11 protein-coding genes are annotated in these 15741 nt (G+C 70.9%); 8 read left to right on the top strand and 3 right to left on the bottom strand.

The features are described from left to right. Nucleotide 1: 1 nt before the first annotated feature. From LMI96_RS12515 to LMI96_RS12505, 3 genes are read left to right on the top strand one after another with little or no spacing between them, the layout of a single operon-like run. Nucleotides 2-931, top strand: coding sequence for a carbohydrate ABC transporter permease (locus LMI96_RS12515; protein ID WP_223722679.1), 930 nt, complete (start codon nucleotides 2-4; stop codon nucleotides 929-931). Continuing rightward, nucleotides 928-1821: a carbohydrate ABC transporter permease gene (locus LMI96_RS12510; RefSeq protein WP_223722680.1), complete on the top strand. Its 894-nt coding sequence runs from the start codon at nucleotides 928-930 to the stop codon at nucleotides 1819-1821. Before LMI96_RS12515 ends, LMI96_RS12510 begins: the two co-directional genes overlap by 4 nt. Nucleotides 1822-1844: 23 nt before the next feature. Next, nucleotides 1845-4874, top strand: a complete 3030-nt coding sequence (locus LMI96_RS12505; protein ID WP_228361715.1) for a glycoside hydrolase family 38 C-terminal domain-containing protein — start codon at nucleotides 1845-1847, stop codon at nucleotides 4872-4874. 213 nt (nucleotides 4875-5087) lie between these two features. Here LMI96_RS12505 and LMI96_RS12500 read toward each other — a convergent pair whose 3' ends face one another. Both LMI96_RS12500 and LMI96_RS12495 read right to left on the bottom strand, forming a co-directional pair. Continuing rightward, nucleotides 5088-7139 carry a YhgE/Pip domain-containing protein gene (locus LMI96_RS12500; protein ID WP_228361714.1) on the bottom strand — a complete coding sequence of 684 codons (2052 nt, stop codon included), beginning with the start codon at nucleotides 7137-7139 and terminating at the stop codon, nucleotides 5088-5090. Next, nucleotides 7136-9955 carry an efflux RND transporter permease subunit gene (locus LMI96_RS12495; RefSeq protein ID WP_228361713.1) on the bottom strand — a complete coding sequence of 940 codons (2820 nt, stop codon included), beginning with the start codon at nucleotides 9953-9955 and terminating at the stop codon, nucleotides 7136-7138. Before LMI96_RS12495 ends, LMI96_RS12500 begins: the two co-directional genes overlap by 4 nt. Nucleotides 9956-10085: 130 nt before the next feature. On the opposite strand from LMI96_RS12495, the gene LMI96_RS12490 reads away from it, so the two are divergent. Continuing rightward, nucleotides 10086-10703, top strand: a complete 618-nt coding sequence (locus LMI96_RS12490; RefSeq protein ID WP_228361712.1) for a TetR/AcrR family transcriptional regulator — start codon at nucleotides 10086-10088, stop codon at nucleotides 10701-10703. 60 nt (nucleotides 10704-10763) lie between these two features. On the opposite strand, the gene LMI96_RS12485 is transcribed toward LMI96_RS12490, so the two are convergent. After that, nucleotides 10764-11753 carry an o-succinylbenzoate synthase gene (locus LMI96_RS12485; protein WP_228361711.1) on the bottom strand — a complete coding sequence of 330 codons (990 nt, stop codon included), beginning with the start codon at nucleotides 11751-11753 and terminating at the stop codon, nucleotides 10764-10766. A 49-nt stretch (nucleotides 11754-11802) separates the two neighbouring features. On the opposite strand from LMI96_RS12485, the gene LMI96_RS12480 reads away from it, so the two are divergent. The 4 genes from LMI96_RS12480 to LMI96_RS12465 all read left to right on the top strand — a co-directional run bounded on the left by LMI96_RS12480 (nucleotide 11803) and on the right by LMI96_RS12465 (nucleotide 15731). Beyond that, nucleotides 11803-12609 (top strand): LLM class F420-dependent oxidoreductase, encoded by an 807-nt coding sequence (locus LMI96_RS12480; RefSeq protein WP_223722686.1) that lies wholly within the window; start codon nucleotides 11803-11805, stop codon nucleotides 12607-12609. Then, complete coding sequence (locus tag LMI96_RS12475; protein ID WP_223722687.1) at nucleotides 12606-13508, top strand: 1,4-dihydroxy-2-naphthoyl-CoA synthase; 903 nt, start codon at nucleotides 12606-12608, stop codon at nucleotides 13506-13508. The genes LMI96_RS12480 and LMI96_RS12475 overlap by 4 nt, the downstream gene beginning before the upstream one ends. Continuing rightward, complete coding sequence (locus LMI96_RS12470; protein WP_228362019.1) at nucleotides 13505-14656, top strand: AMP-binding protein; 1152 nt, start codon at nucleotides 13505-13507, stop codon at nucleotides 14654-14656. Before LMI96_RS12475 ends, LMI96_RS12470 begins: the two co-directional genes overlap by 4 nt. A 97-nt stretch (nucleotides 14657-14753) precedes the next feature. Then, the gene (locus LMI96_RS12465) at nucleotides 14754-15731 is read left to right on the top strand and encodes a 1,4-dihydroxy-2-naphthoate polyprenyltransferase (RefSeq protein WP_228361710.1); all 978 of its coding nucleotides are present in this window, start codon (nucleotides 14754-14756) and stop codon (nucleotides 15729-15731) included. Nucleotides 15732-15741: the final 10 nt, after the last annotated feature.

Below are 15741 nucleotides of genomic sequence, written 5' to 3'. Positions count from 1 at the left end.
CATGACGACAACGTCCTCTCGCCTGCCCTCCGCTCCTCACGGAGCGGGGGGCAGGCGGCGCACCTTCCGCGCCATCTCCCGTTCGACGCCGCTCGTGCCGGCGCTCATCCTGCTGGCGATCTTCCTCGTCGGCCCGATGGGCTTCGCGCTCTGGGGCTCGCTGACGAACGCCGCTCTCACCGGTTACCGCGCGGCGAAGCCGCAGTTCATCGGCCTCGACAACTACGCCGCGCTGTTCGCCGATGCGGACTTCTGGAACTCGGTCGTCCTGACCCTCGTGTTCGTGCTGTTCTCGGCGATCATCGGGCAGAACGTTCTGGGGCTCGCGATCGCGGTCCTGCTGCGCGCCTCATCCCGGATCGTGTCGACCATCGTCAGCACGCTCGTCGTCGTCGCCTGGGTGCTGCCGGAGATCGTCGCGGCCTTCGCCCTCTACGCGTTCTTCTCCGCCGACGGCACGCTCAATTCGGTGCTCGACGGTCTGGGGCTCGGAAGCGTCAGCTGGCTCATCGACTACCCGATGCTCTCGGTCATCCTCGCCAACATCTGGCGCGGAACGGCCTTCTCGATGCTCGTCTACAACGCGGCGCTCGGCGAGGTACCGCCGGAGATCACGGAGGCGGCCCAGATCGATGGCACCAACACCGTGCAGCGCTTCTTCCTCGTGACGCTGCCGATGATCCGCCGCTCGATCGCCACCAACCTCATGCTCACCACGCTGCAGACCCTCGGCACCTTCGGTCTCATCTGGGTGATGACCGGCGGCGGCCCGGGCACGCGCAGTTCCACGTTGCCGGTGCTCGCCTATCAAGAGGCGTTCCGGTTCGCCCAGGTCGGCTACGGCACGGCCATCGCCGCCGTCACCATCGTGCTCGGCGCGGTCTTCGCGGCCATCTACATCAAGATCCTGAAGCCGGAGGTGGAGTCATGACATCCACGACCACGCGAGCAATCGTCTCGCCGCGACGGCGCACCCGTGTGCCCCTCTCCGTCGCCTCACCGGCTCCGCGGCGCGGAAAGCTCATCGCCAACCTGGTCCTCGCGGCGCTCGGCATCGTGTTCGTCGTGCCGATCGCGTGGATCGTCTTCTCGGCGATCGATCCCGCGGCGACCGTGTCGATCTCCCTCCCGGAGGCGTTCACGCTCGACAACTTCAGCGCGGTCCTGACCTACTCCCAGACGATTCTGCCGCTGTGGAACTCGGCGCTGATCTCGTTCGGGACGGCCGCGCTCACGGTCGTCGTCGGCGTGCTCGCGGCGTATCCGCTCTCGCGGTTCCGGCAGCGGTTCCAGCGCGGCTTCCTCTACGGCGTGCTGTTCGGCTCCTGCCTGCCGATCACCGCGCTTATGGTGCCGGTCTACGCGATGTTCGTGCAGCTGAAGCTCCTCGACTCCCTCGTCGGCGTCATCCTCTTCATGTCGGCGACGTCGCTGCCGATGGCGATCTGGATGCTGAAGAACTTCATGGACTCGGTGCCGATCTCGCTCGAAGAGGCCGCGTGGGTCGATGGCGCATCCGCGATGCGCGCGCTCGGACAGATCGTGCTGCCCCTCATGCGTCCCGGGATCGGTGTCGTCTTCATCTTCGTGTTCACGCAGGCGTGGGGGAACTTCTTCGTTCCGTTCGTGCTCCTGTTCAGCGCGGAGAAGATGCCGGCGGCCGTCGCGATCTTCACCTTCTTCGGCAACCACGGAGCGGTCGCCTACGGCCAGCTCGCGGCCTTCGCGATGCTCTACTCCGTGCCGATTCTCGTCCTCTATCTCGTGATGCAGCGCATCACCGGCAGCTCGTTCGCCCTCGCCGGCGGACTCAAGGGCTGACCCCGAACGTCAGGAACCATCGCATGCACGACCGCACCGCGCTCACCGAGCTGCGCATCGACCGTTTCATCCGCGAGCGGCTCGAACCCGCCGTCTATCGCGCCCACCATCCGCTCGCCGTTTCGGCATGGGAGGCTCCCGGGGAGCCCGTCCCCTTCGAGGTCGCGGATGCGGCCGAGTACGTGCCGTTCGGCGTCGGCCGCCGCTGGGGCCGCCCGTGGGGCACGACCTGGTTCCACGTCGAGGGAGCGGTGCCGTCCGAGTGGTGGCAGGCATCCGGCGAACTCCCCGAGGGAACGCGCGCAGAGCTGGTCATCGACCTCGGCTTCACGGCGGGACAGAGCGGATTCCAGGCCGAAGCCCTCGTGTGGGACCGGTCGGGAAGCCCGCTCAAGGGCGTCTCACCCTTCAACCAGGCGGTGCCGTCCGCGGTGGATGCCGCGGGGCGGGTGGATGTGCGGGTCGAAGCCGCATCCAACCCCGATGTCGGCAGTCTGTTCACCTTCGAGCCGACGCACCTGGGCGACCGGGCGACGGCCGGCACCGACCCGATCTACGTGCTCCGCACGGTGGAGATCGGTCTGCGCGACGTGATCGTGGCGGAGCTGCTCGCGGATGCCCTCGCGCTCCGGGGCCTCGCGGCGCAGCTCGATCCGACGTCCGCGCGCCGGGCCGAACTCCTCGAGGGCCTCGACCGCATGATCGACACGGTCGATCCGGACGACGTCGCGGCGACGGCTGCCGCGGCGCGTGCGGTTCTGCTGCCGTTGCTGGAGCGCCCCGCCCACGCGAGCGCGCACACGCTGCACGCCGTCGGACACGCGCACATCGATTCGGCCTGGCTCTGGCCGGTGCGCGAGACGGCGCGGAAGGTCTCGCGCACGTTCGCGAACGTGCTCGCACTGATGAACGAGGACCCGGACGTCGTGTTCGCGAGCTCGTCGGCGCAGCAGTTCGCGTGGGTCAAGGAGTACTACCCCGCGCTCTGGGCACGGCTCGTCGAGCGGGTGCGCGAGGGGCGCTTCGTTCCGGTGGGGGGCATGTGGGTCGAATCCGACACCAACATGGTCGGCGGCGAGGCGATGGCCCGGCAACTGCTCGAGGGGAAGAGCTTCTTCCTCGAGGAGTTCGGCATCGAGACCCCCGAGGTCTGGCTGCCCGACTCCTTCGGCTACTCCGGGGCGCTTCCGCAGATCATCCGGGCATCCGGATCGAAGTGGTTCCTGACCCAGAAGATCTCGTGGAACGAGACGAACCGGATGCCGCACCACACCTTCCTGTGGGAGGGCATCGACGGCACGCGGTTGTTCACGCACTTCCCGCCGGTCGACAAGTACAACTCCGACGTCTCGGCGGAGGACCTCGCGCACGCGCAGCGGAATTTCGCCGACAAGGGGCGGACGAACGTCTCGCTCCTGCCGTACGGCTACGGCGACGGCGGCGGCGGACCGACGCGGGAGATGGCGGCCACGATCGCCCGCACCGGGTCGCTGGAGGGATCGCCGATCGTCGAGCACTCCACCCCCGCGCGCTTCTTCGAGACTGCGGAGCGCGAGTACGCCGATCCCGAGGTGTGGGCGGGTGAGCTCTATCTCGAGTTCCACCGCGGCACCTACACGAGCCAGCTGCGCACCAAGCAGGGCAACCGCCGGAGCGAGCACCTGCTTCGCGAGGCGGAGCTCTGGGCGGCGACGGCCTCCGTGCGGGCGGGCGTCGCCTACCCTGCGGCGACGTTGAAGCGGCTGTGGCAGCTGACCCTCCTGCAGCAGTTCCACGACATCCTGCCCGGATCGTCGATCGCCTGGGTGCACCGCGATGCGGAGCGCAACTACGCGGCGATCGCCACCGAACTGACCGACATCATCGACGAGAGCCTGCGGGTGCTCGCCGGATCGGGCGACCACACGCTCCGGGCCAACGCCGCCCCGCACGCGCGGGGCGCCGTTCCCGCGCTGGCGCTCGGGTCCGCGCCCGCGGAGGCGCCGGTCGCCCCGGTGCGCGTGGGCGACGACCTCGTCCTCGACAACGGGGTGGTGCGGGCCGTCATCGATCCGCGCGGACTCATCGTGTCGCTGGTGGAGGTCGGGTCGGGCCGCGAGGTCGTGCCGCCCGGGTCGACCGCGGGTCTGTTCCAGCTGCACCGCGACACCCCCACACAGTGGGATGCGTGGGACATCGACGAGCACTACCGCCGGCATGTCATCGATCTCGTCGACGCCGAGAGCGTCGCGATCGAGGGCGATGCGGTGGTCATCACGCGTCGGTTCGGCGACTCCCGTCTCGTGCAGCGCATCACGCTCTTCGAGGGGTCGCGCACCCTGCGCCTGTCGATCGATGTCGACTGGCACGAGCGGCAGAAGCTGCTCAAGCTGAGCGTTCCGGTCGATGTGCACACCGACCGGGCGCAGTCCGAGATCCAGTTCGGGCACATCGTGCGCCCCACGCACACCAACACCTCGTGGGATGCGGCACGGTTCGAGACCGTCGCGCATCGCTGGGTGCGGGTGGCCGAACCGGACTTCGGCGTCGCCGTGACGAACGACTCGACCTACGGGCACGACATCACCCGGCACGCGCGGACGGGCGGGGGCACGGTCTCGATCGTGCGGCTGTCGGTCATCCGCGGTGCACTCTTCCCCGATCCGCAGCAGGACCAGGGCGAGCACCACCTCGAGGTCGGCATCGTCGTCGGCGCGCAGACGCAGGATGCGGTGACCGAGGGCTACCGTGCGAACCTGCCGGAGCGGGTCGTCACCGGGGCCGGGGTCGGCGAGGTCGCCCCTCTCGTGCGCGTCGAGGATGCATCCGTCGTCATAGAAGCGGTCAAGCTCGCCGAGGACGGCAGCGGCGACGTGATCGTGCGGCTCTACGAATCGCTCGGGCACCGCGCGGCGACGCGAGTGGTGCCCGGATTCGCAGCCTCGGGGGTCATCGAGACCGATCTGCTGGAGCGCGAGATCCCGGCCGCCGCGCTCGTCGCGGCGGGGTCCGATGGCGCGGAGATCGCGCTGCGGCCGTTCCAGCTCGCGACGCTCCGCTTCATCCGGAGCTGAGCGCCCCATCCGGAGCTGACCACCGCAACCGGAGCTGAGCACCGCAACCGGAGCTGAGCACCGCATCCGGAGCTGAGCACCCATGTCCCACTAATTGCAGAGCATGTCCCACTTTTTGCCGCTATTAGTGCGGGAAAGCGGCAAAAAGTGGGACATGCGGGGTGGGGGTAGGGGGGGTAGGGCGGCTGGGGGATGCCTCGGCTGGCGGATGCCTCAGGGGGCGGATGCGGTCAGCACCGCGCTCGCGCGCACCTTGCGGCGCTGCGCCACCACCAGGGTCGTGGCGATCAGCGCGAGCGTCGACCACACGAGCATCCCGACCAGCGCTGCGCCCACGCCGCCCGTCGAGGTCAGTGCCCCGAGCATCGCGGAGTAGGCCGGAGCCGTGGGCAGCAGGCCTGCCGCCGACGTCAGGGCGGACGGCACGGTCGACACGACGCCGGTCGCGAGCGCGAGGGCGCCGACGACGGCGGAGATCCAGCGTCCGGCACCGCCGAACAGTGCGACGAGCGCCTGGTTCACCGCGGCGAACGCGATGCCCGCGGCGACGCAGAGGGCGGCGAACAGCGACCAGTCGGCCCAGTCGTACGATGCGGCGATCTGCACGACGACGGCCACGAGCGCGCCCTGCGCGGCGCCGATCAGCGCGGCGGGGGCGAAGGCGCGGAGCGTCAGCAGCAGCGACGTGCGCCGGCTCGTGAGGGTGTGCGCCGAGACCGCCCGCAGCACCACGAACGAGCCGAGTCCGCCGAACCAGAGCACGAGCATCGCGAGCAGCGGGATGGCGGATGCGCCGAACAGGTCGGTGCCCACTCCCTCCGCGGCGACCGGGTCGGCCACGACGGTCGCGAGGCTCGTGGCCTGTTCGTCGCTGTACGTCGGCACCTGCGCAACGGCCGTGTCGAGCCCGTCGGCGAGCGTGCGCGTGCCGCTCGCCACCTGACCGACTCCCGTCCCGAGCGCGTTGGCACCGGTCGCGAGTTCGGCGGATCCGGATGCGGCCGACGCCGCCCCGGTGGCGAGCTGAGCCGCACCGCCCTGGAGGGTAGACGCGCCCGTCGCGAGCTGCGCCGCACCGCTGGAGAGCGCGCCCACGCCGTCGGCCGCCTGCCGGGCGCCGCCGGCGAGAGCCGTCGTGCCGTCGGCCAGTTGCGACGACGACGCCGCGAGAGCCTGCAGCGCGCCAGGCAGCGCCGAGAGGCCGCCGGCGAGCTGGCCGGCCTGCGTCACGAACCGGGTCGTGACGGGCAGTGCCGCCTCCGCGTCGGCCGCGGCATCCGACAGCGACGCGCAGAGATCGGGCGTGGCGGCGGGGTCGCACTGCGCGGCCAGGCGCGACAGGTCGTCGCTCGCCTGGGCGAGTCCCTCGGTGATCGCCGGGGTGCTCGCGGCGAGCTGGCCGGCGGCTTCCGCGGTGCCGGGCGGCAGTGATCCCGCCAGTGTGTTCAGGCCGTCGGAGAGCTGCCGGTTGCCGGCGGCGAGGGTGTCGGCGCTTCCCGCGAGCGTGCCGAGCCCGCTCGCGGCGGCCGACGCACCCGACGCGAGCTGGTTCGCTCCGCTCGACAGCGCGCCGGCGCCATCCGCGATGCCCTGCGCGCCGCTCGCGATCTGGCCGACGCCGGCGGAGAGGTCGTCGGCACCGGTTGCGAGGGTGGTGGCCCCGGATGCTGCCTGGTCGGCGCCGTCGGCGATCTCGTGGGCGCCGGATGCGGCGTCGCCGAGCTGATCGTGCAGCGTCGTGAAGCCGAGCAGCACGTTCTCGAGGTACGTCTTCGACACCTCCGTGCCGAAGACGGTGGCCGCGGCCTGCGTGATCTGGGCCGTGATCGCGTCGTCGACGATGCGGCCATCGGGCGCGGTCTGCACCTCGATCGTCGCCTGTTCGGGCGACGTGCCCGCGGTCGAGGTCGCGGCGGCGGAGAAGTTCTCCGGGATCCGGACGATCGCGCTGTAGGTGCCGTCGGCGAGTCCCTCGGCGGCATCCTCGTCGTTGGAGATGGTCCAGTCGAGGTTGCTGGCGATCTGATCCGACCCGGCGACGAGCCCGCCGGTGAGCTGCCGGCCGAGCGGGGCGAGCTGCCCCTGGATCTCGACCGCCTTGTCGTCGTTCACGATGGCGGCGGTCATGTTGCCGAGGCGTTCGGCCGGGTTGTAGAGCGCCGCGACGAGCAGCGCGCCCATCACGACCGGCAGCAGCAGCACGCCCACGACCGTGAGCCAGGTGATGGGGCGGCCGGAGCGGGAACGTTCCACGGGGAGAGTCATGCGGTCACCTCAGGTGCGGATGCGAGATCGGATGCGGAAGCGGATGCGTCGCCCGGCAGTACCTCGAGGGTCTGCACGTGCGGGCGGAGCGCGTCGGTGAGCAGCGCCTGCGCGCGCCCCGGGTCGGCCGCCGTCACGACGAGCGTGAGCGCGGTGCGGGCGTCGTCGGCGCGTTCGGAGGCGAGGAGCGCCGCGTCGCGGATGGCATCGACCGCCCGCGCGCGCGCCGCGCCCTCGAGCAGGTCGAGGCCGTCGATCACAACGACGTTCGCGCGGGCGCCGAGCGCCTGCCGCAGTTCGGCGCCGGGGTCGGCGCTGTCGCCGAGGAGGGCGATGCCGACATTCCGGCGTACCCACCCGGCGCGTTCGGGAACCAGGCGTCCGGCGACCCGCATCCGTCCGTCCGACGGATCGGCGCGTCCCGCGACGGCGAGGGCGAGGGCGCGGCGCGACTCGCGCGGCCCCGTCACCACGAGGCAGTGACCGGGGCGCACGCGGAACGTCGTTTCGGCGAGCACGGTGACCTCGCCCTCGCGGCGGTTCCAGGCCCGCACGGTCACGCCCTCGGCGGTGATGGCGGCGGGCTCGGCGGGCCAGTCCGCGAGGGCGAGTTCGCGCTCGACGGCCTCGCCCTCGATGTCGAAGTGGGGGAGCAAGCGGTCGAGCCAGCGGGGGAACCACCAGGCGCGGTCGCCGAGGAGCGTCATGACCGCTGGCACGAGCGTCATGCGCACGAGGAACGCGTCGATGGCGACACCCGTGGCAAGACCCAGCGCGATCGGTTTCAGGTTGGAGTCCCCCTCCGGCACGAACGCGGCGAACACCGCGAACATGATGACCGCGGCCGCGGTGACGACGCGGGCGGACGCGGAGAAGCCGCTGCGCACCGCATCCACGGCGATGGCCTTCGCGGACCCGCCGCCGCGGCGGCGGAGGGCATGCACGTAGTCCTCCCGCATCCGGGAGACGAGGAAGACCTCGTAGTCCATCGCGAGGCCGAACAGCACACCCATCACGACGATGGGCATGAAGCTGATGACCGGGCCCGTGCGGGCGACGTGCAGCAGATCGGCGAACCATCCCCACTCGAAGACCGCCGCGACGACACCGAACGACGCCCCGACCGAGAGCAGGTAGCCGAGGGCGGCTTTCAGGGGCACCCACACCGACCGGAACACGATCATGAGAAGTATGAGGGAGAGGCCGACCACGAAGAGCCCGAACGGGAGCAGGGCCTGGCCGAGGCGGTCGGAGATGTCGATCGCGACGGCGGTGAAGCCGGTGACCTTCAGGTCGACGCCGTACTCGTCGAGCAGGCGGTCGTGCTGAGCGCGCAGTTCGCGCACGAGGTCGGCGGTCGCCGGGTCGTCGGGCGCCGTCTCGGGCACGATCTGCACGATGCCCGTGTCGGCGGCCTCGTTCGGGGTCGCGAGGGCGACCTCCTTCACTCCCGGCAGCGCGGCGATCTCGTCGCCGATTTCGGTCATCAGGGTGACCGGGTCGTTCGAGGTGACGATCGTGCCGGTCATGATCAGCGGTCCGTTGGCGCCAGGGCCGAAGTGCTCGGTGGTCAGGTCGTAGGTGATGCGCGCGGCGTCGTCCTTGGGGAGCTGGCCGGCGTTCGGCAGCGCGAGGGCGAGGCTGGCGGCGGGAATCGTCGCGACCCCGAGGGTGACGACGACGGCGATCGTGGTGAGCAGCGGGTGCCGCGTCACGAGCCCCACCCAGCGCGTGGCGAAACCGCGACGCGCTGGGGTGGCGGCGGCATCCGTCTTCTTCGCCGCCCGGCGACGCCAGCCGAGCACGCGACCCTTGACGAGGCCGAGGAGGGCGGGCGTCAGGGTCACCGCGACGGCCACGGCGATCGCGACGGCGACGGCGGCGGCCACGCCCATCGTGGTGAGGAACGGGATGCCGGCGAAGCTCAGACCGATGAGCGCGATGAGCACGGTGATGCCGGCGAACACGACCGCCGAGCCGGCGGTGCCGGTCGCGCGGGCCGCGGATTCCTCCGGGTCGGCGCCGGCGCGGGTCTGATCCTGATGCCGGGAGATGATGAAGAGCGAGTAGTCGATGCCGACGGCGAGACCAAGCATCAGCGCCAGCAGCGGAGTCGTCGAGGAGACCGACGCGAATGCCGTGGCGACGAAGATGAGCGCCATCGAGAGGCCGACGCCGAGGATCGCGGTGAGCAGCGGAAGGCCGGCCACGACGAACGAGCGGAAGGTCGCGATCAGCACGAGCAGCGCGATCAGGAGTCCGACGAGCTCGGTGACCGTGACGCCCGGCAGGGAGACCGCGAACAGATCGCCGCCGAGCTGCACCTGCGCCCCGCTCGGAAGCTCCGGTCCGAGCTCGTCCACGACCTGCTCGAGCGCGGTCACCGTCTCGGCGGGAACATTCGTCGCCTGGCCGTCGAACTGCATCCGCACGATCGCCGCGGTCTCGTCGTCCGAGATGTTGCCCCGCACGGTGTCGCTGTAGGGGTCGGTGACGGCGAGGACGCCGTCGAGATCTTCGATCTGCCCGACCGTGTTCTCGATCGCGTCGTGGTAGTCGGCGTCCGTGACGGCGTCGCCGTCGGCCGCCACCACGATGAACTGCGCGCTCGTTCCGCTGACCTGCGGGAACGTGCGGTTCAGCTGCTCGAGCCCGGCCTGCGACTCCGTGCCCGGAATCGAGAAGCTGTTGTCGGTGCCCTTCGCGAGGAGGGCGGCGCCTCCGGCGGCGAGGGCGAGGAGCAGCACCCAGCTGAGGAGCACGCGCCACGGGTGACGGAACGACCAGCGGCCGAGCGAGTACAGGAGCGTGGACACAGATGCCTCCGGCTGCGGGTGACGACGAGTTCGATACACAAGCGTATCCGATACAGATGTGTATCCTAAGGATCGCCCGCGCAGCGAAACTGTGCGCGGGGTGAATGCCGTACCGGAGGAAGGACCCGGGATGAGCGAAGCGTCTCCTCCGCGCAGTCGTCAGAACACCCGCGCACGTCTATTGACCGCCGCATCCGAGGTCTTCGCCGAGTCGGGATTCGACGGCGCCTCGGTCGAGGCGATCTGCGAACGCGCCGGATTCACCCGCGGCGCGTTCTACTCGAACTTCGCCTCCAAGGACGAGCTGTTCTTCGGACTGGTGCAGCAGGTGTCCGACGCCAAGCTCGAGCGGGTGACGACGCGAGTGCGCGAACTCGAGAGCGAAGGGCTGCCGGCCATGACGCCGGCGGAGCTCGTGCTGCGGGTGCTCGACATCGAGCACGAGGAGCGACTCGGCGTCGTGCTCATGAGCGAGATCCGCACGAACGCGATGCGCGATCGACGACTCGCGGAGGCGTACCTGGAATGGGATGCCGCCATGACCGAGCGGGTCGCCCAGATCATCGCCGACCTCGCCCGCACCTACTCCCTGCGCCTGCGGATGCCGGTGCTCGACGCCGCTCGATTCGTTCTGCAGAACTGGGATGCGACGTGTGTGCACGCCGTGATCGCCGGACTCGGCACCGCCGACACCCTGCGCCTGGTCACCGAGCGCACCGCCGCGCTCGCCGCCGCCATCGCCGACTGACCGGGCAGCCGGGACCGCTCGGAAGGGTGTGCTCGGCCGGCACCGCCCAGAAGGGCATGCTCAGTCGGACAGGAGCGCGTGACAGCGCTCGAGCCGGGCGAACCACCAGTCCCGGCGCTCGACCGACGCGGCGTGCGCATCCAGCGTCGACGGATCGACGCTCGCCCGGCGCACGTCGATCGCGCCGTCCTGCGGGAGGAGCGGGTCGGCGGTGACGTCGGCGCCGAGCAGCGACGCGGTGCCGAGCCCGCAGTCGTAGTCGAGCGAGGGGAGCGCGGCGGCCAGCGCGAGTCCCATCCCGATCCCCACCGAGGTGTCGAGCGCGCTCGAGACGACCGCCGGCAGCCCCGACTCGGCCACGATCTCGAGCGCGCGGCGCACTCCGCCGAGCGGGGCGGCCTTCACGACCAGCAGGTCGGCTGCGCCCTCCCGCGCGACCCGCAGCGGATCCTCGGCCTTCCGGACGCTTTCGTCCGCGGCGATCGGGATGTCCATGTACGCGACGCGCTCGCGCAGCTCGGCGAGTTCTTCCACGCGGGCGCACGGTTGCTCGACGTACTCCAGGTCGTGCTCCGCGAGCGCGTGGAACGCGTGCTCGGCTTCATCCACGTTCCAGGCGCCGTTCGCGTCGACCCGCACCCGGCCCTCCGCGCCCATGACCGCCCGCACCGCGGCGACCCGTGCGACGTCGTCGGCGAGGGTCTGCCCGGGTTCGGCGACCTTCACCTTGGCCGTCCGGCATCCGTCGAATCGTGCGAGCACTCCGGGCACCGCGGCGGCCGCGACAGCGGGAACCGTGGCGTTCACGTGCACGCGGGTGCGGAGCGGATGCGGCTGCGGTCGCCAGGCGAAATCGATCGCCGCCTCGAGCCACGCCGCGGCTTCCGCGTCGCCGTACTCGAGGAACGGCGCGAACTCCGTCCACCCCTCCGGGCCCTCGAAGACGAGCGCCTCCCGCACCTCGATGCCGCGGAAGCGTGTCACGAGCGGAAAGGCGACGACGCGCGCGGTCGCGAGGAGGTCGGTCAGGGCAGGAACGGAGGAGCTCATGCTGCCATCATCCCGCCACGGGCAGTGTCGCGGTCCTAGGCTTGTGGACATGCCTCTTCTCGACACTCCGGTACGCCTCGGCGTGCAGATCCAGCCCCAGCACGCGACCTACACCGACATCCGCGATGCCGCCCTGCGCTTCGAGGACATGGGTGTGGACATCCTCTTCAACTGGGACCACTTCTTCCCGCTCTACGGCGACCCGGACGGCGCGCACTTCGAGTCCTGGACGATGCTCGCCGCGTGGGCCGAGCAGACCGAGCGGGTCGAGTTCGGCGCGCTGGTGAACTGCAACAGCTACCGCAACCCCGATCTGCAGGCCGACATGGCCCGCACGATCGACCACATCAGCGCGAAGGGCGGCGAGGGCCGGTTCATTTTCGGCACCGGCTCCGGGTGGTTCGAGCGCGACTACGACGAGTACGGCTACGAGTTCGGCACGGCCGGCTCCCGCCTGAACGACCTGGGCGATGGCCTCGGCCGGGTCACGGCACGCTGGTCGACGCTGAACCCTGCCCCCACCCGCCACATCCCGATCCTGATCGGCGGCAAGGGCGAGCAGAAGACCCTCCGCCTCGTCGCGCGGCACGCCGACATCTGGCACAGCTTCGTCGACCCGCAGGAGATCGCCCACAAGGTCGGCGTGATCGAGCGCTGGGCCGAGACCGAAGAGCGCGATGTCTCCGGGCTGATCGTCTCGAACGAGCTGAAGGACCGCGACGCGGCGTCGGCCGACGCGCTGTTCGACGCCGGCACGCGCCTGTTCACGCTCGGTGTCAACGGCCCCGACTACGACGTCGAGATCGTCCGCACCTGGCTCGCCTGGCGCGATGCGAAGAACGGCGGGCGCGCGTGAGCGTATCCGAGCTGTTCGACGAGAGCGTCTGGGAGGTCGCGCCCGGTGCGGAAGCCTTCACCGACATCACGTCGCACATCTCCCGGGACGGGCGCATCGCCCGGATCGCGTTCGACCGACCCGAGGTGCGTAACGCGTTCCGGCCCCATACAGTCGACGAGCTGTACCGCGCCCTCGACGATGCACGTCAGAACCCGCGGATCGGCGTGGTGCTGCTGACCGGCAACGGTCCGAGTCCGAAGGACGGCGGCTGGGCGTTCTGCTCCGGCGGCGACCAGCGGATCCGGGGCCGCGACGGGTACAAGTACTCCGACGAAGAGACCTCGGTGCAGAATCCCGCACGCGCCGGGCGCCTGCACATCCTCGAGGTGCAGCGCCTCATCCGGTTCATGCCGAAGGTCGTGATCGCGGTGATCCCGGGGTGGGCCGCGGGCGGCGGACACTCGCTGCACATCGTCGCCGACCTGTCGATCGCCTCGGCCGAGCACGGCCGGTTCAAGCAGACGGATGCGGACGTCGGCTCGTTCGACGCCGGCTACGGCTCGGCGTACATGGCCCGCCAGGTGGGCCAGAAGGTCGCGCGGGAGGTGTTCTTCCTCGCGGAGGAGTACTCCGCCCAGCGCGCGTACGAGATGGGCGCCGTCAACCGCGTCGTGCCACACGCCGACCTCGAGCGCGAGGCGATCGCCATGGCGCGGACGATCCTCGGCAAGTCGCCGACCGCCATCCGGATGCTGAAGTTCGCCTTCAACGCCGTCGACGACGGTCTGGTCGGCCAGCAGGTGTTCGCGGGGGAGGCCACGCGCCTCGCGTACGGCACGGATGAAGCGGTCGAGGGGCGCGACGCGTTCCTGGAGAAGCGCGAGCCGGACTGGTCGCCCTACCCGTGGCATTACTGACGGCGGTTCCGCCGGATGGTGCGGGCGCCCGCGATGTGCTGCGGGCGGTGCGCCGGGCGGTCGAGGGGGCCGGCCCCGCCGTGCTGCTCGGCGCGGCCGATCCCGTCCAGGTTCCCGCGGGCACCGCGGCGGTCGTCACGACGTCCGGGTCGACCGGATACCCGAAGAGCGTGCTGCTCAGTCGGAGCGCCCTCACGGCCAGCGCCTTCGCAACGCGGGACCGCATCGGCGAGGGGGCGTGGCTGCTCGCCCTCCCCGCCGCCTACGTCGCCGGACTCCAGGTGCTGGTGCGCTCGCTCATGGCGGGCCGCGAACCCGCCGTGCTCGAGGGGCGTTTCAGTCCTTCGGCGTTCACCGCGGCCACGCGGCTGATGGCGTCGAGTCGGGGTGGCGACCGCATCCCCACCTACACCTCGCTCGTTCCCACGCAGCTGATCCGGCTGGTCGAGGCCGCGGAACAGGCGGGCGGCGCGGACGTCCGCGACGCGTTGCGCTCGTTCGAGGCGATTCTGATCGGCGGCCAGGCGCTGCCCGAACCCGTGCACGCGCGGGCCGCAGCGCTCGGCGCCCGGGTTGTGCGCACCTACGGCGCGAGCGAGACCGCGGGCGGCTGCGTGTACGACGGGGTGCCGCTCGACGGCGTCCGGATGCGGATCGAATCCGGTGAGCTGCAGCTCGCGGGCCCGACCCTCGCGGACGGGTACCTCGGCGACCCCGAGCGCACCGATGCCGCCTTCGCCCGCGACGACGACGGCCTCCGCTGGTACCGCACGGGCGACGCGGCGGAGATCTCGAGCGGCCGCCTGCGCGTGCACGGCCGCCTCGACAATGTCATCGTCTCGGGCGGCGTGAATGTCTCGCTCGACCGCGTGGAGCGGATCGTGCGCGGCCTTCCGGGACTCGCGGAGGCTGTCGTCGTCGGGGTGCCCGACGACGAGTGGGGCGAGGCATCCGTCGTCGTGTTCGCCGGTGACGACGATGACGATGACGGTGATGACGGTGCACTTCTGCGCGCGGTTCGGGATGCGGTCGGCGCCGAGCTCGGTGCCCCCGCGCGTCCGTCGCGCGTGCGGCGAGTGGACGCCCTGCCGACGCTGTCGAGCGGGAAGCCCGATCGGGTGGCGCTGCGGCATCTCGCGGCCGGGTGAGCCGACGCGGAATCGAGGCGCGGCGAGGACCCGCGGGGAGGGTGCGCGTCGGGGTCGTGGCGGGGCGTCATCCCCGACGGGCCTAGGATTGCTCCCCGTGGCAGGCACCCCGCGTAAGAAGTCCCGATCCGGCACGAAGCGTCCGCATCCGCGCGGCAATCCGCAGAAGGCGCACGTCTCTCGAGACCCGCGCACCCCGGTGAAGGCGACGGCCCGCGACTGGATCGGCGCGGCACGTCTTCGGACCCTCCCGCTCGCGATCACGCCCGTGCTGATCGGTACGGGCGCTGCCCGGCTCGCCGACAACGAGTTCCACTGGCTGCTCGCGCTCGGCTGCCTCGCGGTCGCGGTGCTGCTGCAGATCGGCGTCAACTACGCGAACGACTACAGCGACGGGGTGCGCGGCACCGACGACGTGCGCGTCGGACCCGCGCGCCTGACCGGCGCCGGCAAGGCGCGCCCGCGCACCGTGCTTCTCGTCTCGCTCGCCTTCTTCGCGCTCGCCGGCGTCGCGGGGCTCGCGATGACCATCCGCACGCAGCAGTGGTTCCTGATCGCGATCGGGGCCGTCTGCATCGTCGCCGCCTGGTTCTACACCGGCGGCAAACGGCCGTACGGCTATAACGCGCTCGGCGAGGTTTTCGTCTTCGTCTTCTTCGGCCTGGTCGCGACGGTCGGCACGACGTTCATCCAGGTGCAGATCGTTCCGCAGGAGGCCTGGTTCGGTGCGGTGGCGGCGGGGCTGTTCGCCTGCGCCGTCCTCCTCGCCAACAATCTGCGCGACATCGACCAGGACCGCATCGCGGGCAAGCGCACCCTGAGCGTCCTGATCGGCACGCGCGGCACCCAGGTGCTCTTCACGGTGTTCGTGCTCGTGCCGTTCGGAATCGGCGTCTGGCTCGCGGTCTTCTACCCCATCGCGTGGCTGACGCTCATGGCGCTCCTGCTCGCGCTGCCCGCGATCCTGATCGTCTGGACCTTCGGCAAGCCGCGCGAACTCGTCGTCGCGCTGAGCCTGACGTCGTTCGCCTCGGTGGCCTACGGCGCACTGCTCTTCTGGGCGTTCACCGGCTGACCGGTTCTCG

Origin of the sequence: Microbacterium sp. cx-59, from assembly GCF_020805625.1 — a bacterium.
Taxonomy (GTDB): Bacteria; Actinomycetota; Actinomycetes; order Actinomycetales; family Microbacteriaceae; genus Microbacterium.
This window is presented reverse-complemented; position numbering and strand designations above follow the sequence as displayed.

What these genes read in the sequence shown, in the direction of transcription:
- LMI96_RS12515 (WP_223722679.1), top strand. Translation starts at nt 2, where the DNA reads ATGACGACAACGTCCTCTCGCCTGCCCTCCGCTCCTCACGGAGCGGGG.
- LMI96_RS12510 (WP_223722680.1), top strand. Translation starts at nt 928, where the DNA reads ATGACATCCACGACCACGCGAGCAATCGTCTCGCCGCGACGGCGCACC.
- LMI96_RS12505 (WP_228361715.1), top strand. Translation starts at nt 1,845, where the DNA reads ATGCACGACCGCACCGCGCTCACCGAGCTGCGCATCGACCGTTTCATC.
- LMI96_RS12500 (WP_228361714.1), bottom strand. Translation starts at nt 7,139, where the DNA reads ATGACTCTCCCCGTGGAACGTTCCCGCTCCGGCCGCCCCATCACCTGG.
- LMI96_RS12490 (WP_228361712.1), top strand. Translation starts at nt 10,086, where the DNA reads ATGAGCGAAGCGTCTCCTCCGCGCAGTCGTCAGAACACCCGCGCACGT.
- LMI96_RS12485 (WP_228361711.1), bottom strand. Translation starts at nt 11,753, where the DNA reads ATGAGCTCCTCCGTTCCTGCCCTGACCGACCTCCTCGCGACCGCGCGC.
- LMI96_RS12480 (WP_223722686.1), top strand. Translation starts at nt 11,803, where the DNA reads ATGCCTCTTCTCGACACTCCGGTACGCCTCGGCGTGCAGATCCAGCCC.